Below are 17,643 nucleotides of genomic sequence, written 5' to 3'. Positions count from 1 at the left end.
TCAAAATCGGCAGGTTTATTCGACCGCCACCACCACGACGGCCTTGGCGGGCAGCGACACGGTCAGCTTGCCGCCTTGCGCCTGGGCATTAAACGCCACCGGCTGCACGGCTTGCGGTTGCGCAAAGCTGTTGACGGCATCCATCTTGCCTGCGCTCAGCACGCGGCCGGTGACCTTGGCCACCGGCTTGCCGGCCAGGGCCACGCTGACGTCGACGGCCTCGTGCGGATTCGTGTTGACCAGGGACAAGTACACCTTGCCATCCTTGCCACGGGCGGCCGAGGCGCTCACTTCAGGAATGCTGACCTTGCCCAGGCTGTACTTGCCATTGCCGCTAATGGCGACCGGCAGGGCCGTGGCGTCCTGGAACGGCACATACATTTCAAACGCGTGATACGTAGGCGTGAGGAAATATTTATCCTTGTCCGTGATGATCATCGCCTGCAGCACGTTGACCATTTGCGCGATATTCGTCATGCGCACGCGGTCCGCGTGGGCGTGGAAGATATTGAAGTTCAGGGCCGCCACCAAGGCGTCGCGCAAGCTGTTTTGCTGGAACAAAAAACCCGTGTTCGTGCCCGGCTCCACGTCGTACCAGGTGCCCCATTCATCGACGTACAAGCCCGTCTTTTTCGACGGATCGTTCCTGTCGATGGCGGCGAGATTGTTCTTGATCAAGCTATCGATGCGCAGGGTGCGGCTCAGGGTGGAGATCCATTGATCTTCGCCAAAGCCCGTGGCCGCGCCCTTCTTTTCCCACACGCCGGTCGGCACCGTGTAGTAGTGGAAACTGATGGCGTCCATCATGTTCGGCTTGATTTCGCGGCTCAGGGTGCCGGACCAGCTGGTGTCGTCGTCATTGCCGCCGCTGGCGATGAATTTCGGGCGCGCGCTTTCCGGCGTCTTCATGAAGGTGTGATAGTGCTTGTACAAGTCGGCGTAATACTGCGGGCGCATGTTGCCGCCGCAGCCCCAGGCTTCATTGCCGATGCCGAAATAATCAACCTTGTATGGCTGGGCGCGGCCATTCTTGCGGCGCAGCTCGGCCAGGGTGGATTTGCTGTCCGACGTCATGTATTCAAGCCATTCGGACATTTCCTGCGGCGTGCCGGAACCAAGGTTGCCGTTGATATAGGTCTGTGCGCCCAGCAGCTCGGCCAGGTCGAAGAATTCATGCGTGCCGACGGCGTTCGACTCTTCCACGCCGCCCCAGTTGGTGTTGACCTTGGTGGGGCGCTTGTCGCGCGCACCGATGCCGTCCTTCCAGTGGTATTCATCGGCAAAGCAGCCGCCCGGCCAGCGCACCAGCGGTACGTGCAACTGTTTCAAGGCGCCCAGCACGTCGTTGCGCCAGCCTTTCGTGTTCGGAATGGCAGAGTCCGGCCCCACCCACATGCCTTCATAGATGCCGGTCCCCAGGTGTTCGGCAAACTGGCCGTAGATGTTCTTGTTGATCACGGAACCGGGCCTGGCCATGTCGATGGTGACCTTGACGGGCGCGGCAAAGGCGCTGCCGGCGGCCATGGCCAGGCTCAGGGCCACGATGCTGGTATGGATGAATTTCATGCTGTCTCCTGTTTTTTTAGTGAAAAGCAAGGGCCGGGGTCAACCCCGGCAAAATCTGGATGTGGCGATGCCTCTCCGGCTACGGAGTGGCAGGCATACACGAATGGGGTAAAGCGGGAAGGCCCGCGGCCGACAAAACGCCCAGGGCTAGGCGCCTTGCCGAAGACAGTACGAATGTACGGCTAGGCAAGGCAACAACGCCCTGGGCGTTTTGTCAGACCCAGCCGGCGTCGACGATGAATTCCTGGGATGAGCACATCGCGCCGTCATCGGAGGCGAGGAACAGCACCATGGCGGCTATGTCCTGCGGCATCAGTTTATGCGGCAGGCACTGGCTTTTCTTGATTTCCGCTTCCGCCGCCTCGTCGACCCACAGGTCGATCTGGCGCTGCGTCATGACCCAGCCCGGCGTGACCGTGTTGACGCGGATATTGTGGGCGCCATAATCGCGCGCCAGGCCCCGCGTGAGGCCCACGACGGCCGCCTTGGTGGTGGCGTAGACGGGGTAGCCGCCCGACTTCATGTGCCAGGAAATCGAGCTGACGTTGATGATGGAACCGCCGCCCCTGCGCTTCATGCCGTCCAGCACGGCCTGGCAGGTGAAGAACATGGGACGTTGATTGATCGCAATGCGCTCGTTCCAGTACTCGAGGGTGACGTCCTGCGCCTGGTGGCGCTGGTCGTTGGCGGCGTTGTTGACGAGGATATCGAAGTCGCCCAGCTTCTGCGCCAGTTCCGCCATGACGGCTTGCAGGGAGGCAATATCCGTGATGTCGCAATGGCGGAACAGGGGCGCCGTCATGCCCGCCTCAGCCAGGCGTCGGCACAGGGCCTCGCTCGCTTCCACGGCGATGTCGACAAACGCCACCAGCGCGCCCTGGGCGGCGAACTCCGCCACCAGGGATTCGCCGATGCCGCTGCCGCCGCCCGTGATGAACACGCGCTTGCCCTGCAAGCTGCCATATTTCGCCAATTGCTTCATCTTGTCTCCGCCTGTTTATTTTTTATGTACTACGTGCAACACACACTGGTGCGGCAAGGCCCGCTGGCCCCGCCGCGCAGCAGGTTTTAGTCCTTGCCCAGCACGCCATCCTTGCGGCGCCAGATACTGAGCGGATTATCATCGCGCAGCGACTCCGGCAGCAAGTCCTGCGGCAGGTTCTGGTAGGACACGGGGCGCAGGAAGCGGTTGATGGCCGCCGTACCCACGGAGGTGCTGCGCCCGTCCGAGGTGGCAGGGAACGGGCCGCCGTGCACCATGGCCGTCGACACTTCCACGCCCGTCGGGAAACCGTTGGCCAGGATGCGGCCCACGCGGCGTTCCAGCACGGGCAGCAAACGGCGCGCATCAATCAGGTCGCCGGCATCCATCTGCAGGGTGGCCGTCAGCTGGCCTTCCAGGCTTTCCGTGATCGCCAGCATTTGCTCGATGTCGCGGCAGGCCACCAGCAGGGAGGCGGGGCCGAAGACTTCATCGCGCAGATCGTGCCTGGCCAAAAACGCCTCGCCCGAGGTGACGAACAGGGCGGCGGCGCCCTTGCCTTCCTCGCCCGTGTTCTGCACCAGCGGCGTCACGTCGGCGTGCTGCGCCAGCGCCGCCACGCCCCTGGCATAGCTGCTGGCGATACCCGCCGTCAGCATGGTGGCGGCCGGCGCGGGCGCCAGCGCTTCGGCGGCGGCGGCGGCAAAGGCCGTAAAGTCGGCCCCTTCCAGGCCCAGCACCAGGCCGGGATTGGTGCAGAACTGGCCCACGCCCATCGTCAGCGAAGCGGCAAAACCGCCGGCAATGGCCGCGCCACGGGCAGCCAGGGCTTGCGGCAGCACAAACACGGGGTTGATGCTGCTCATTTCCGCATACACGGGGATCGGCTGCGGGCGTTCGGCCGCCACCTTCATCAGGGCGATGCCGCCCGAGCGCGAACCCGTAAAGCCGACGGCCTGGATGGCCGGATGGGCGACCAGGGCCTGGCCGATGCCGTTGCCCGTGCCTGTCAGCAAGGCGAACACGCCGGCCGGCAGCTGGCAAATGGCAATCGCCTTGACGATGGCGCGCGCCACCAGCTCGGACGTGCCCGGATGGGCCGAATGGGCTTTCAGCACGACGGGGCAGCCGGCCGCCAGGGCCGAAGCCGTATCGCCGCCGGCCACGGAGAAGGCCAGCGGGAAGTTACTGGCAGCAAACACGGCGACGGGACCCAGGCCGATCATGCGCAAGCGCAGGTCAGGACGCGGCGGCACGCGCTGCGGCAAGGCCGAATCGATGCGCGCATCGGTCCACGAGCCTTCGCGCAACAAGCCGGCGAACAGTTTCAATTGACCCACGGTGCGGCCGCGTTCGCCTTCCAGGCGCGCGCGCGGCAAGCCGCTTTCCGTCATGGCGCGCACGATCAGCTCGTCGCCCAGTTCGCCGATTTGCGCGGCGATGGTGTCCAGGAAATCAGCACGTTCCGCATCCGTGGTGGCGCGAAACGGGTCGAACGCGGCTTGCGCCAGACGGCAGGCTTCGTCGATTTGCGCTACGTCAACCATGTGGAAGGCGGGCGCGATGTGCGCGCGCGCGGCCGGGTCCCACGCTTCGAAGGAGCCGCCATGGCCCTTGACGGCGACGCCGCCGATCAATGCGTCACCGCTAATGATAAAACTCATAATGTGCTCACTTTCGCAAATGCGGTTGGAAAGACGTCGAGGCGGTTGCGCAAGGCAGGGCCAAAGGCCGGCGCTTCGATTTCAAAGGTGTCGCCCGGCGCCACGCTCACGCCATCGGCAAAGCTCAGGGTGGCCGTGCCGAAGAAATGCACGTGCACGTCGCCGGGGCGCTTGAACAGCGGATACTTGAAGTGATGGTGTTCCAGGTTGGCAATTGTGTGCGACATATTGTCTTCGCCGCTGACGAACGCCTTTTCCCAGCGCACATTGCCGGCCGCGTCGAGCACGCGCGAGCTGCCGTCTATGTGCGCGGGCAATTCACCCACCAGCAGGGCCGGGCCCACGCTGCAGGCGCGCAGCTTTGAATGGGCCAGGTACAGATAATTCTGGCGTTCCGTCACGTGGTCCGAGAATTCATTGCCGATGGCGTAGCCGACCCGGTAGGGCTGGCCGTCGTCGCCGATCACGTACAGGCCGGCGATTTCCGGCTCTTCGCCGCCGTCCAGGGCAAAGTCCGGCATGCGCAGCGGCTGGCCGCCGGCGCGCACGATGGAGCCGTCGCCCTTGTAGAACCATTCGGGCTGGGCGCCGGCCGTGCCGTCGGCGGGCTTGCCGCCTTCCACGCCCAGGCGGAACATTTTCATGGAGTCGCTCAAGGAATCAGCATCGCCGCCGATCTTTTTGTGCATGGCGTCGCGCGCGCCGGCGCTGCCCAGGTGGGTCAGGCCCGTGCCCGTCACGTAGCAGTGCGCGTCGTCCGCATGGTCGAGCGGCGCCAGCAAACGGCCGCTGGCGGCCACGTCCGCATACAGGTGCGTGATACTGCCGACGCTGGCGTTGACCAGTTCCGCCAGGTTGACACGCTTGCGGATGGCGTCTTGCGCCAGCGCATAGCTGGTGTTGTAGCCTTCGATGACGCGGATGACGTCGTCTTGCAGCAGGCCGACGAGGCGGCCGCCGTTTTCATTCGTAAATTGCAGCAACAGCATAATTGTCTCCGCTTAATGTGAGTGGCGCGGCACGGCGGACCCGCGATTGCCGACCAGGAAGTCGAAATCGCAGCCTTCGTCGGCCTGCAGCACGTGTTCGATGTACAGCTGCTGGTAGCCGCTCTTCGGTCCGGGCGCGCTGCCCAGTTCGCGCTTCGCCAGGCGCTCGGCGATTTCCGCGTCGCTGATGTCGATGTTCAGGCTGCCGGCGTGGCAATCGAGGGCGATCGTGTCGCCGTCGCGCACAATGCCCAGCGGGCCGCCCGCCATGGCTTCCGGCGCCACGTGCAGCACGACGGTGCCATAGGCTGTGCCGCTCATGCGCGCATCCGAGATGCGCACCATGTCGGTGATGCCTTGCGCCAGCAGCTTGGGCGGCAAGCCCATGTTGCCCACTTCGGCCATGCCCGGATAACCTTTCGGGCCGCAATTTTTCATCACCAGCACGGAATCGGCATCGACATCGAGATCCGGATCAACGATGCGCGCCTTGTAATGTTCGAAATCCTCGAACACGACGGCCTTGCCCCGGTGCTGCATCAGGTGCGGCGAGGCGGCCGACGGTTTGAGCACGGCGCCGCGCGGCGCCAGGTTGCCGCGCAGCACGCAAATGCCGCCATCGGCCAGCAGCGGATTGTCCAGGGTGCGCACCACTTCATCGTTGTAGATCGGCGCGTCGACGCAGTTGTCCCAGAGCGACTTGCCGTTGACGGTCAGCGCATGCTTGTGCGGCAGCAAATCGCCCTCGCCCAGGCGGCGTATCACGGCCGGCAAGCCGCCCGCATAGTAAAACTCTTCCATCAGGAAACGGCCCGACGGCAGCAGGTCGACGATGGTCGGCGTGCCGCGGCCCGTTTTCGTCCAGTCTTCCAGTTCCAAAGGCACGCCGATGCGCCCGGCAATGGCTTTCAAATGGATCACGGCATTGGTCGAGCCGCCGATGGCGGCATTGACCTTGATGGCGTTCTGGAACGCTTCGCGCGTCAGCACTTTCGACAGGCGCAGGTCTTCGTGCACCATTTCAACGATGCGGATGCCCGACATGTGCGCCAGCACGTAGCGGCGCGAGTCGACGGCGGGGATGGCCGCGTTGTGCGGCAGGGACGTGCCCAGCGCTTCGGCCATGCTGGCCATGGTCGAGGCCGTGCCCATGGTGTTGCAGGTGCCGGCCGAGCGCGACATGCCCGATTCGGCCGACATGAACTGATGCAGGGTGATCGATCCCGCCTTCATCTGCTCGTGCAGCTGCCATACGGCCGTGCCGGAACCGATGTCCTTGCCATTCAATTTGCCGTTCAGCATGGGGCCGCCGCTGACGACGATGGTGGGGATGTCGACGCTGGCCGCGCCCATCAGCAGCGCCGGCGTCGTCTTGTCGCAGCCGACCAGCAGCACGACGGCGTCCATCGGGTTGCCGCGGATCGATTCTTCCACGTCCATCGAGGCCAGGTTGCGCGTCAGCATGGCCGTCGGGCGCAGATTCGATTCGCCGTTCGAGAAGACAGGAAATTCCACGGGGAAACCGCCCGCTTCCAGGATGCCGCGCTTGACGTGTTCGGCCAGCTGGCGGAAATGCGCGTTGCAGGGCGTCAGTTCGGACCAGGTATTGCAGATGCCGATGATGGGCTTGCCGTGAAATTCGTGGTCAGGTATGCCCTGGTTTTTCATCCAGCTGCGGTACATGAAGCCGTTCTTGTCCTGCGAGCCGAACCACTCGGCCGAGCGCAGGGCCACCTTCTTTTTTGTCTCAGACATGCCATTCTCCAGGTTGTGCCATGCCGGATCTAAGGTCGTCGGCCCGGGCAGCGATGTTGGAATACTAAAGAATCCTGCCATGCCTTTCCAATCAATTTTTAATCCGTTCCGATATCGAAAACGATATCGGCATGCACCAATGAAAACGCCCTGCGGGCGCATGGCGGCAGGGCGTAGGCGATTTTGGCTGGGGCGCTTACTCGGCGGAAAAGCGGTACACTGTTTCCGTCCGGTATTCCTCGCCCGGGCGCAGGATGGTGTTCGGGAAATGCGCCTGGTTCGGCGAGTCCGGGAAATGCTGGGTTTCCAGGCACAGTGCGCTGCGGTAGCTGATGGCGCGCAGCTTGCCGTACTGGCTGCTGTCGAGGAAGTTACCGGAATAAAACTGCATGCCCGGTTCCTGCGTGTATACCTGCATCAGCCGGCCCGAGGCAGGGTCGCGCACGGTGGCGGCCAGGTTCAGCAGTTGATCCGCCTTTTGATTGAGCACAAAGTTATGGTCGTAGCCGCGGCCGATGCGGATCTGTTCATGCGGCAGGTCGATGCTGTCGCCGATGACGGTGGGCTGGCGCAAGTCGAACGGCGTGCCGGCCACGTCCGCCAGTTCGCCCGTGGGGATGGCGCCCGCATCGACGGGCAGGTAGCGGTCCGCATGGATGGACAGCTCGTGGCCGAGGATATGCCCCTGCCCCGCCAGGTTGAAATAGCTGTGGTTGGTCAGGTTGACGGGCGTGGCCTGATCCGTCACGGCGTGGTAGCGCAGGCTCAACGCGTTGTCGTTGTCCAGTTCATACACGACGGTCACGTCGAGCTTGCCCGGGTAGCCGTCTTCGCCGTCCGGGCTGCTGCGCGTGAACGTGACGCCCACGGCATCTTCCTTCGTGAACGGTTCGGCCTGCCACATCACCTGGTGGTAGCCTTGGTTTCCGCCATGCAAGTGATTGGGCCGGTTATTCACGGCCAGCTGGTAGTCCTTGCCGTCGAGGCTGAAACGTCCTTGCGCGATGCGGTTGCCGTAGCGCCCGATGACGGCGCCCAGGAAAGCGCTGTTGTGCAGATACGGCTCGATGCGCTCGAAACCGAGCACCACGTCGGCAAAGCGGCCATCGCGGTCCGGCACATGGATTTCGCTGATGATGGCGCCGAAATCGAGCACCTTGACTTGCATGCCCTGGCGATTCGTCAGGGTAAACACGGTGACGTGGTCGCCGTCGGGCAGGACGCCGAACGGCGCCCCGGTGACGGCGGCGGCGGTGGATGCGGCTGCAACAGTAGTCATGGGCGCTCTTCCAGGTTTTACAGGGTCGATGAACGGCCAAACACGGGCATGCCCTGCGCATTCCAGCGCAGCGGCTTCACAAAGGTATGGCGGTCCGGGTTCCACAGCGGGTCGCCAACGATTTCCGTGTAGGTGCGGGCATGGTACACCAGCAACACATTGTCGCCATCTTCGGCCGTCGTAAAGCTGTTGTGGCCGGGGCCGTAGATGCCGTGCTCATAGCAGCTGGCAAACACGGGTTCCGGCGACTTGCTCCACGAGAACGGGTCGAGCAGGTCGGCCGTGTCGTCGGCCCACAGCAGGCCCATCGCGTAGTTTTCATCGGTGGCGCTGGCCGAATAGCTGATGAAGATCTTGCCATGGCGCTTCAGCACGGATGGTCCCTCGTTGACACGGAAGCCGCGGATTTCCCAGTCGAACTCGGGCTTGCTCAGCATCACGGGCGGGCCGGCCAGCTGCCACGGCGTGGCCATGGGCGCGATATAGAGGTTGGAATTGCCCGCGATGGCGATATCTTTCTGCGCCCACAGGTAGTACAGCTGGCCGTCGTGGCTAAAGGTGGTGGCGTCGAGGCAGAAGGTGTCGATGCCCGTGTCGATCGATCCCATGAATTCCCACTCGCCTTCCAAGGGGTTGGCGTTCGTGTTGCGGATCGCATACATGCGGTGCTGGAACAGTTGATGCTTGATCTCGCGGCTCGGCGCGGCGGCGAAATACACATACCAGGCACCGTCGTTGAAGTGCAATTCGGGCGCCCACACCAGTTCGCTGTACGGGCCCGTGTCCGGCTTGTGCCACACGTCGACGGTAGGCGCGTCGGCCAGGCCGGCGATGCTGCCGGCGCGGCGCAGTTCGATGCGGTCGTACTGGGGCACGGAAGCCGTAAAGTAATAATAGCCGTCGCTGTGGCGGGTGATATGCGGGTCGGCGCGCTGTTCGATCAGCGGTTTCAAGACGTCTGCCATGTTGCTTACTCCATTCAATGATTCTTACGCAGCGACAAAACCGCGCTTGTGCATTTCCACTTTTACGCCTCGGTAATAGTCATCGCTGATGCGGTACTTGAACATCAGCAAGCCCATCAGCAAGTGGAAGAAGCCGGGGATGACCGACAGCATCAGGGCGATGCCGTTCAGGGCGAATTGCGTCTGCTCATGGTTGGGCTGGTAGTCGAAATACGACAGCAGCATGCCCACCAAAAAGCCGGCCACGGCCATGCCGGCCTTCTGGCAGACGGAAATGCCGCCGAAGGCGAAGCCGGAGACGCGCTTGCCCGTCTTGACTTGACCGTAATCAATGGTCTCGGCGATGGCCGACCAGAACACGGGCGCATGCAAGTCCACCACAAAGGAGAGCAGGAAATACAGGGCGAAGGCCAGCACGGTGTCGCTCGGCGTCACAAAGAAATAGATGGCCAGGCTGATCAGCGCGACGCCGATCTGCGTGTAGCGGAACAGTTTTACCTTGCAATAGAACTTGGTGATCCACGTCGAGGCGACCATGGCCAGGATGGCGGCCACCACGCCCGTCGTGAGAAAGGCGGCCACCGTTTCCGTGCTGCCGCCCAGATAGTATTTCGCGTAATAGATGGCGACGGAGCCGCGCACCACGTAGCCCACCGTGCCCGTGACGCACACGCCGCACAGCACCAGCCACTGGTCGTTCTGCAGCAGCACTTTCAACTGCGCCAGCAGCGATTGCTTTTCCACCACATGCACGACGCGCTCCGTGGTGGAAAAATAGCAGAACAGGAACAGGGCCACGCCCATGACGGCCATCACGGCCATGGCCGCCTGGTAGCCGACGGCCGGGTTGCCGCCGCCCCAGCGCTGCGACAGCACCGGCACGACGATGGTCACCATGAAGGCGCCGATCTTGGCGAAGAACAAACGGTAGCCGTTGGCCGACAGGCGCTCGTGCGGGTCGCTGGTCAGGCCGCTGATCAGGGAAATATACGGGATGCCCACGCCGGCCGTCATGATGGTCATCAAGATGTACGTCGAATACGCCCAGATGAGCTTGGCGTCATAGCCCCATGCCGGCGTGGTAAACACGAAAAAGACGCTGACGCCGAACGGCGCGGCCAGCCACAGCAGATACGGGCGGTAGCGGCCCGAGGCAAAGCTGTAGCGGTCGGTGATCTGGCCCATGACCAGGTCGGCGATGGCGCCGATGACTTTCACGGCCACGAACAGCAGGGCAAGATCCGTGGTTTTCAAGCCATAGATATCGGTATAGAAAAAGGTAATGATCAGCATCATCGACGAGATGACGACATTGAGCGCCATGTCGCCGGCGCCGAAGCCGACCTTTTCAACGGTGGATAATTTTTGCGTCTCCATGCTTTCCGTCCATTCTTTTGATGATGAATCGTGCCTGACTGCCCAACTGACAGGGGCGTTGCCGGCCGAAACCATGGCAACGCCCTTGATTTTTTACTGTGCGATCAACTTACATCTTCCAGCGCAGCGATAACCCTACCGTGCGGTCATAACGGCGCGTATCGCGCGCATACACGCCCGGCGCGTTCCAGTAATCCTTGAACTTGGTGTCGAGCAAGTTATTTCCGTCCAGGGTCACGGTGAACTGGTCGTTGAGCTTGTACGACAGCGAACCGTCGAGCTGGGCCGTGGCCGCCACCTTCAAATCCAGGCCGGGGCCGCCCTGGTTGTAGCTGTCGATGAATTTCGAGCGCCAGTTGTAGGCCAGGCGGCCCGACCACGCGTCTTTCTCGTACAGCAGCACCAGGTTGTAGGCATAGCGCGACACGCCCGTGATGGCATGGCTGCCCGTCTCGTCGTCGGTGGTGCCGCTCATATAGGTGCCGTTCGCCTGCAAGCCCAGGCCGCTCAAGATGCCGGGCAAGCCGTCATAGAACTGCTGGTAGCCGATTTCCAGGCCCTGCAGCTTGCCGTCGGCCGTGTTGTAGGGGCGGTCCACGTCGTAGACCTTGCCGGCGATGGTTTCGCTGGCAATGCGCTGCTGGATATAGCCGTCGAACTTGTGGTGGAACACGGTGGCCGTGACGGAACCGGCCGGCGCGAAATACCATTCCAGCGCTGCATCGACGTTGTCGCCCGTCACCGGTTTCAGCTCCGGATTGCCGCCCGCGCCCGTGGCTTTGACCGTTTCCGTCGAGTTGACCAGGGCCACGCCCGGGTTCAGCTGGGAAAAGCCGGGGCGGCTGATGGTGCGGCCCGCCGCGAAACGGCCGATCAGGTCGGAACGCAGCTTGATCTTCAGGGCCACGCTGGGCAGCACGTCGGTGCTGGCCGTGTCGCTGACGACGGGCGTGTACACGCCATCCTGTGAACTGTTGCCCTGCAGCCTTTGCTCGGTGCGCACCACGCGCACGCCGACGGTGCCGTCGACGGGGTAGGCACCGAGCCTGAAGGCGATTTTCGCCTTGCCGTAGAGGGAATATGTCTTTTCCGTGTCCTTGAAGAACGATCCCGGGTCCATGGCGCGCGCCGCGCTGCTGCCCGTAATGGCTTCGCGGATCGTGGCCGTGTTATTGAGCAGGAAGCTGGCGCACGGCGTGTACCACTGCGTCAAACCATAGTCGGGACCGCCGCCGGACATCGGCTCCGACAGGCAATTGAGGCCGGGAATCGACGTCACGCCCTGGCGGCTGAACGGAAACGCGGCTCCGGACACGTCCGGTGCTTCCGCATTGCCTTCGAAACTCTTGATCGATTGCGCTTCGCGTTTGACGCCGCGCAAGCCGACGCTGATTTCCTTGAAGATGCCGCCGGCACTGGGCGTGTACGCGAGGTCGGCGCGCAGGTCGTTCGCGCTGCCCTCATCGCGGCCGTAGCGGTCGAAAAAGCCCTTCAGATAGTAATTTGCCGGGTCGTTCAAATCGCTGCCCGTGTAATCGACGTGCAGGGTGCCGTTCTGGTTGGTATTGATGGTGGCGTTCGGCACGACGGTGATGGCATCGAGAATCGGATTGCGCCAGTTGTACGTGCTGCTTGTGCTGGCCAGTTCCGACGTGAAACGCCATTCCGGATTGATATCCCACAAGCCGCCCACGGCAAACTGCTGCGTCTTCGTCTGGTTCTTGTTTGCCTGCGTCGACATGATGGTGTTGACGTTGGTGGACGTCAGCGTCTGCAGCTGGTTGCTGCCGGGAATCCTGGTGGCGGACACGGGCGTGCCCCACCACGGCAGGCCGACAAAGTAATCGGACTCGGCGTCGAGCAGGAAGCGCGTGGCCATGCCTTCGGCGTACAGTTCCACGTCGGCGTTCGGGCGCCATTGCAGCACGGCATTGGCGGTCGTGCGGCGGCGGTCGCCCTTGATCGGCAACAAGCCCACCTGGTCCGGCGCCGTCAGGCCCGGCGAAAAGTAAAGCTTGTCCACGGGCGCGGTACTGAAGGCGCGCTCCTCGTGGTAGCGGTGCTGCTGCTGCGACAAGCCCAGCAGCGCCCCCACTTCGCCGATGCCCGTCTTCCAGCGGTTCGCCGCCATGGCACTGATGTTCGGGTCCGTGGCTTTCGATTTGTCGCTGTAGACAGCGCGCGCGTTCACGCTGGCGGTAAACTCCTTGAAATCGAAGGGGCGGTTGGTGCGCACGTCGATGATGCCGGCCACGCCGCCCTCGACCTGGTCGGCGCCCTGCGATTTATAGACGTCGACGCGCTGCAGCATGGTGGCGGGAATGTCGGCCAGGTTGACGTAGCGGCCCGTGGTGGTGAACAGTTCGCGGCCGTTGAGCAGGGTCGTGACATCGCGCAAGCCGCGTATCATGACGGCGCTCGCCTCGCCCGAGTCGCGGCGGATCTGGATGCCGGATATGCGCGCCAGGGTTTCGGCCACGTTGTTGTCAGGGAATTTGCCGATGTCGTCGGCGACGATGGAATCGATGACCTGGTCCGAGCGCATCTTGATCTGCTGCGAATTCTGTGCCGAGCGGCGCACGCCGCTGACGGTGACCACGGCCACGTCGCCTTCCGGCGCGGCCACGGCGGGCTGCACGGCGGTCGGCGCGGCTTGCGCATCCGCCTGCGCCCAGACCGAGGCAGAGCTCAGCAAGCCAATACCGGCCAGTGCCGCAACAGCGGCCTTCAAGGTGAACGGACGAGGGAAAATGGCCGCGAGCGGGCCGGTGGCGCTAGACATCATGCATCTCCAGATATTGTATTGATATTGTTATGCTGCTTGCATGTCGTTCGCATGCTCGGCGTTTATCTTAGGGGCTGGGCGATAATCTCTCCAATCAAATTTTCCGCAGTTTCGATATCAATTTCGATATCGGCGGTCGGAAAATTTGGAGGTTGCAACACGACGAGGGCAGGGGCGTCAGGGAGATTTCCCGGATGGGTCTGCACAAAAAAACGGCAGCACTGGCGTGCAGCATGCAAACGCGAACAGGACTAAGCTGGGGGATGTCATAAAGTCATTCCACCCACCGCTTGCACAGGAGTCCGCATGAACGTTTTAATGGTATTGACCTCGCACGACCAGCTGGGCGACACGGGCCACAAGACCGGCTTCTGGCTGGAAGAATTCGCCGCGCCGTATTATGTGCTGAAGGATGCTGGCGCGCGCCTGACCCTGGCCTCGCCGAAAGGCGGCCAGCCGCCGCTGGACCCGAAGAGCGACGCGCCCGACTCGCAGACGGCGGCCACGGCCCGCTTCAAGGCCGACCCGGCGGCCCAGGCCGCGCTCGCTTCCACGGTCCTGCTGTCCAGCGTAAAAGCGGCCGACCATGACGCCGTGTTCTATCCGGGCGGCCACGGCCCTCTGTGGGACCTGGCCGAAGACCGGGATTCGATCGCCCTCATCGCAGCCCTGCACGCGGCCGGCAAGCCCGTGGCCGCCGTCTGCCACGCCCCTGGCGTGTTGCGCCACGTTAAACGCAGCGACGGCCAGCCGCTGGTAAAAGACAAGAAAGTGACGGGATTCACGAATACGGAAGAGGAAGCCGTGGGCCTGACCAAGGTCGTACCGTTCCTCGTGGAAGACATGCTCAAGGAAAACGGTGGCATCTATTCCAAGGGCGCCGACTGGGCCTCGTATGTGCTCACGGATGGCATCTTGATCACCGGCCAGAATCCGGCCTCGTCGGAGGCGGCGGCGCAGGCGCTGTTGAGGTTGCTGAAATAGGGGGCAACGAGGGAAACGGTGGCCGTGCAGCAAAAAGCACGGCCATAAATCGCTCGTCCCAGCCATGCTGAGGCTGGAGGCACAAAAACGTAATGTCTTGATTTGTCTGGTGCGGCTGGCGGGGATCGAACCCACGACCCTTGGCTTCGGAGGCCAATACTCTATCCACTGAGCTACAGCCGCGTAGGGGGAATTTCTGAAGTGATGCGAAGGATACCGTTTTTCTTTACCTACGTCTACGGAAACTGTCGTATCGCCGGCAATTGCATGTCATTGCTCAATTTTTGTGCCTATAATTGTGGGTTTCATAAAGGTTTGCATCCAGGCATGTAAAAATGCTACCTTACACGGCCATCAGTTTCAAATCTGGACTAAGGACATCATGAGCGACGCACATAACGAACAACAATCAGCGATCAAAACGCCTAAACAATTGCTTGCAGCCGTAGCCGGCTTCTTTTTGGTGACCGTCATCGGCATTATCTTGCTGGTGCAATTCGTCACGACGCAAAAACACGAGAGCGCCGGCACGGACAGCCAGTCGCCGGAAGCCATCGATGCACGTCTGAGCCCGGTGGCCAATGAAGGCTTTACCTTCAAGGACGCCAGCGGTCCGAAAGTGCTGCAAGGCGGCGAGGCCGTGTACACGGCCACCTGCGTGGCGTGCCACGGCGCCGGCGTGGCCGGTGCACCGAAGTTTGGCGACGCGGGCAGCTGGTCGGCCCGCCTGGCCCAGGGTTACGATACGGTCCTGAAACACGCGATCGAAGGCTTGCGCGCGATGCCGGCCAAGGGCGGCAATCCCGACCTCGACGATGTGGAAGTGGCGCGCGCCGTCGTCTACATGGCCAATGCGTCGGGCGGCAAGTTCAAGGAACCGGAAGTGCCTGCACCGGCCGCTGCCGCTGACGGCGCCGCCGCACCAGCCGCCGAGCCTGCCAAATAAGCACTTGCGCTGCATCAAGAAACCGCCCGTTGGGGCGGTTTTTTTTCGCCCGCAGAGGATGCCGGCAAAGGCTGGTCGGACTACGCAATGGGAGCGACGGGCGGCGGGCATGAAAAAGCCGCCCGGCTTGCGCGGGGCGGCTCGGTACTAGCGCGTCAGAGCTGCTCTTACCACATGATGACGCGGTCTTTCGGTGGCAGATACATCTTGTCGCCCGGCTTCACGTCAAAGGCCTGGTAGAAGCCTGGCTGGTTGCGCATGGTGCCGTTGGCGCGGAACTGGCCTGGCGAGTGCGGGTCCGTTTTCAGCAAGACCAGTTGCTGGGCTTCGCGCATTTTCATGCGCCAGACCTGGGCAAAGCCCGCGTAGAAGCGCTGCTCGCCCGTGAAACCGTCGATGATCGGCGCTTTCTTGCCGTTCAGCGACAATTTGTACGCTTTGTAGGCGATCGCCACGCCCGAGTTGTCGGCGATGTTCTCGCCCAGGGTCAGCTCGCCGTTGACGAAGTGGCCCTTGACTGGGCTGAAGCCGTTGTACTGCGCCACCAGCTGCTTGGTTTTCCTGGCGAAGTTTTTATGATCGGCCTTGGTCCACCAGTCGCGCAGGTTGCCGTCGCCGTCGTACTGGGCGCCCTGGTCGTCGAAGCCGTGGCTGATTTCATGGCCGATGACGCCGCCGATGGCGCCATAGTTGACGGCGTCGTCCGCCTTGGCGTCGAAGAACGGCGCCTGCAAAATGGCGGCCGGGAAGACGATTTCGTTCAGTTCCGGGTTGTAATAGGCGTTCACGGTCTGCGGCGTCATGCCCCACTCGTCGCGGTCGATAGGCTGGCCCAGCTTGTTCAATTCGCGGTTGTAGTTGAGCAAGTGCGAACGCTGGATGTTGCCGATCAAATCATCGGGCGCCACCGTCAGGCCCGAGTAATCGCGCCATTTGTTCGGATAGCCGATCTTGGTGGTGAACTTGGCCAGCTTGATTTGCGCCTGTTTCTTGGTAACGGGACTCATCCAGTCGAGCTTGTCGATGCTTTGCTTGTAGGCCGTCATCAGGTTTTTCACCAGCGCTTCCATGCGCACCTTGCGCTCGGCCGGGAAGTATTGCTCGACGTACAATTGACCGACGGCTTCGCCCAGCGCGCCTTCGACGGCGCCCACGCCGCGTTTCCAGCGCGGACGCATTTCCGTCACGCCCGTCAGGGTGGTGCCATAAAACGCGAAGTTTTCATCGACATAGGCTTTCGGCAGGTAGCCGGCGTTGGCGTGCAGCAAGTGCCACTGGAAGTATGCTTTCCACGTTTCCAGCGGCGTCTTGTTGGCGATCTCGGCAAAACCTTTCAGGTAGCTGGGCTGGCTGACGATCACATAATCGACCTTGCCGGCGATGCCCGTGTCCTTCAGGTAGCGGGCCCAGTCGTAGCCTGGCGCCACGGCGGCCAGTTTCGCCAGTTCCACCTTGTTGTAGGTTTTAACCGGATCGCGGTTCTGCACATTGCTCCATTGCGCCTTGGCCAGCTCCGTTTCCAGCGCGAGGATGGCTTTCGCATTCGCGGCAGCATTCGCGTCGCCGGCCAGGCTCAGCATTTTTTCCACGTGGACCAGGTATTTGGCGCGCGTATCGGCCTTGCCCTCTTCCAGGTAGTAATCGCGGTCAGGCAGGCCCAGGCCGCTTTGCACGATGTCGGCCACGTATTTGGTGGAATCCTTGGCGTCCTGGTGGATGCCGAAGTCGTAGGGCGAGGTCACGCCCAGCTTGCTGAAGTGGGCGATAACGGCCGGCAACTCCGCCTTGTCCTGCAGCGCGGCGATCTTCGCCAGCTCCGCGTTCAAGGGCGTCAGGCCCAGGCTTTCCAGCTTGGCTTCATCCATGAAGCTGTTATAAAAATCACCGATTTTCTGGGCGTTCGAGCCGGCCGCGCGGGCCTTGTCGGCGGCCGCGCCTTCGACGATGCCGCGCAGCTGCGTTTGCGTATCGTCGGCCAGCTTGGCAAAGCTGCCCCAGCTCGACTTGTCGGCAGGAATCACGGTTTCCGCCAGCCATTTGCCGTTCAGGTGCTGGAACAGGTCGTCCTGCGCGCGCACGGCAGGATCCACGTATTCGACGGCGATGCCGGACGTCAGCGCGGCGGCAGCGACGGCCGTGGCGGGAGCGGCAGCGGCTTTCTTGGCAGAATCAGCGGCGCCAGCCATGCCGGACACGCCGGCCAGCAAACTCAGGGTCAATGCACTTAACAAATAACGATTCACGGTTGTCCTCTATATTGTATTGTGTGAAATATAAGGGTCAGAAGGCCCAGGGCTTCTGGCCCGGTTTTTGACTGTAGCATACCGGCCGAAACGACAGAAAAAACTTTG

General features: G+C 62.5%; 12 protein-coding genes and 1 tRNA gene. 2 read left to right on the top strand and 11 right to left on the bottom strand.

Annotated elements, in window-relative coordinates; genetic code table 11:
- Positions 1–15: 15 nt before the first annotated feature.
- The 9 genes from CBW50_RS04600 to CBW50_RS04560 all read right to left on the bottom strand — a co-directional run bounded on the left by CBW50_RS04600 (position 16) and on the right by CBW50_RS04560 (position 13,362).
- Positions 16–1,566, bottom strand: a complete 1,551-nt coding sequence (locus CBW50_RS04600) for an alpha-N-arabinofuranosidase (RefSeq protein ID WP_086144416.1) — start codon at positions 1,564–1,566, stop codon at positions 16–18.
- A gap of 214 nt (positions 1,567–1,780) precedes the next feature.
- A complete protein-coding gene (locus CBW50_RS04595) occupies positions 1,781–2,548 on the bottom strand; it encodes an SDR family NAD(P)-dependent oxidoreductase (protein WP_086144415.1) in 768 nt (255 codons plus the stop codon).
- Positions 2,549–2,634: 86 nt separating this feature from the next.
- Complete coding sequence (locus CBW50_RS04590) at positions 2,635–4,212, bottom strand: aldehyde dehydrogenase (NADP(+)) (protein WP_086144414.1); 1,578 nt, start codon at positions 4,210–4,212, stop codon at positions 2,635–2,637.
- Positions 4,209–5,201, bottom strand: a complete 993-nt coding sequence (gene araD1, locus CBW50_RS04585) for an AraD1 family protein (protein ID WP_086144413.1) — start codon at positions 5,199–5,201, stop codon at positions 4,209–4,211. The genes CBW50_RS04590 and araD1 overlap by 4 nt, the downstream gene beginning before the upstream one ends.
- 12 nt (positions 5,202–5,213) lie before the next feature.
- Complete coding sequence (locus CBW50_RS04580) at positions 5,214–6,956, bottom strand: IlvD/Edd family dehydratase (protein WP_086144412.1); 1,743 nt, start codon at positions 6,954–6,956, stop codon at positions 5,214–5,216.
- A gap of 196 nt (positions 6,957–7,152) precedes the next feature.
- Complete coding sequence (locus CBW50_RS04575) at positions 7,153–8,235, bottom strand: aldose epimerase family protein (protein WP_086144411.1); 1,083 nt, start codon at positions 8,233–8,235, stop codon at positions 7,153–7,155.
- A 17-nt stretch (positions 8,236–8,252) separates the two neighbouring features.
- Positions 8,253–9,200: a family 43 glycosylhydrolase gene (locus tag CBW50_RS04570; protein WP_086144410.1), complete on the bottom strand. Its 948-nt coding sequence runs from the start codon at positions 9,198–9,200 to the stop codon at positions 8,253–8,255.
- Positions 9,201–9,224: 24 nt separating this feature from the next.
- Complete coding sequence (locus tag CBW50_RS04565) at positions 9,225–10,577, bottom strand: MFS transporter (protein ID WP_086144409.1); 1,353 nt, start codon at positions 10,575–10,577, stop codon at positions 9,225–9,227.
- 109 nt (positions 10,578–10,686) lie between these two features.
- A complete protein-coding gene (locus tag CBW50_RS04560; RefSeq protein WP_086144408.1) occupies positions 10,687–13,362 on the bottom strand; it encodes a TonB-dependent receptor in 2,676 nt (891 codons plus the stop codon).
- A 306-nt stretch (positions 13,363–13,668) separates the two neighbouring features.
- Here CBW50_RS04560 and CBW50_RS04555 point away from each other — a divergent pair, with 306 nt between their 5' ends.
- Entirely contained in the window at positions 13,669–14,346 is a 678-nt protein-coding gene (locus tag CBW50_RS04555) for a type 1 glutamine amidotransferase domain-containing protein (RefSeq protein ID WP_086144407.1), read from the top strand.
- A gap of 107 nt (positions 14,347–14,453) precedes the next feature.
- On the opposite strand, the gene CBW50_RS04550 is transcribed toward CBW50_RS04555, so the two are convergent.
- Positions 14,454–14,529: transfer RNA gene (locus tag CBW50_RS04550), tRNA-Arg, on the bottom strand.
- A 199-nt stretch (positions 14,530–14,728) separates the two neighbouring features.
- Here CBW50_RS04550 and CBW50_RS04545 point away from each other — a divergent pair.
- A complete protein-coding gene (locus tag CBW50_RS04545) occupies positions 14,729–15,292 on the top strand; it encodes a cytochrome c5 family protein (protein WP_076564922.1) in 564 nt (187 codons plus the stop codon).
- 167 nt (positions 15,293–15,459) lie between these two features.
- Here the strand turns inward: CBW50_RS04545 and CBW50_RS04540 are convergent, their stop codons facing one another.
- The gene (locus CBW50_RS04540) at positions 15,460–17,535 is read right to left on the bottom strand and encodes a M13 family metallopeptidase (RefSeq protein ID WP_086144406.1); all 2,076 of its coding nucleotides are present in this window, start codon (positions 17,533–17,535) and stop codon (positions 15,460–15,462) included.
- Positions 17,536–17,643: the final 108 nt, after the last annotated feature.

The sequence above is a fragment of the Janthinobacterium sp. GW458P genome (assembly GCF_002127585.1).
Taxonomy (GTDB): Bacteria; Pseudomonadota; Gammaproteobacteria; order Burkholderiales; family Burkholderiaceae_D; genus Janthinobacterium.
Note: the sequence above shows the minus strand (reverse complement) of the source record. Positions and strands in the feature narration are given on the sequence as shown.

Coding starts and splice junctions, on each gene's coding strand:
- CBW50_RS04560 (WP_086144408.1), bottom strand. CDS start 13,362: ATGATGTCTAGCGCCACCGGCCCGCTCGCGGCCATTTTCCCTCGTCCG.
- CBW50_RS04590 (WP_086144414.1), bottom strand. CDS start 4,212: ATGAGTTTTATCATTAGCGGTGACGCATTGATCGGCGGCGTCGCCGTC.
- CBW50_RS04595 (WP_086144415.1), bottom strand. CDS start 2,548: ATGAAGCAATTGGCGAAATATGGCAGCTTGCAGGGCAAGCGCGTGTTC.
- CBW50_RS04555 (WP_086144407.1), top strand. CDS start 13,669: ATGAACGTTTTAATGGTATTGACCTCGCACGACCAGCTGGGCGACACG.
- CBW50_RS04580 (WP_086144412.1), bottom strand. CDS start 6,956: ATGTCTGAGACAAAAAAGAAGGTGGCCCTGCGCTCGGCCGAGTGGTTC.
- CBW50_RS04565 (WP_086144409.1), bottom strand. CDS start 10,577: ATGGAGACGCAAAAATTATCCACCGTTGAAAAGGTCGGCTTCGGCGCC.
- CBW50_RS04545 (WP_076564922.1), top strand. CDS start 14,729: ATGAGCGACGCACATAACGAACAACAATCAGCGATCAAAACGCCTAAA.
- CBW50_RS04600 (WP_086144416.1), bottom strand. CDS start 1,566: ATGAAATTCATCCATACCAGCATCGTGGCCCTGAGCCTGGCCATGGCC.
- CBW50_RS04575 (WP_086144411.1), bottom strand. CDS start 8,235: ATGACTACTGTTGCAGCCGCATCCACCGCCGCCGCCGTCACCGGGGCG.
- CBW50_RS04570 (WP_086144410.1), bottom strand. CDS start 9,200: ATGGCAGACGTCTTGAAACCGCTGATCGAACAGCGCGCCGACCCGCAT.
- araD1 (WP_086144413.1), bottom strand. CDS start 5,201: ATGCTGTTGCTGCAATTTACGAATGAAAACGGCGGCCGCCTCGTCGGC.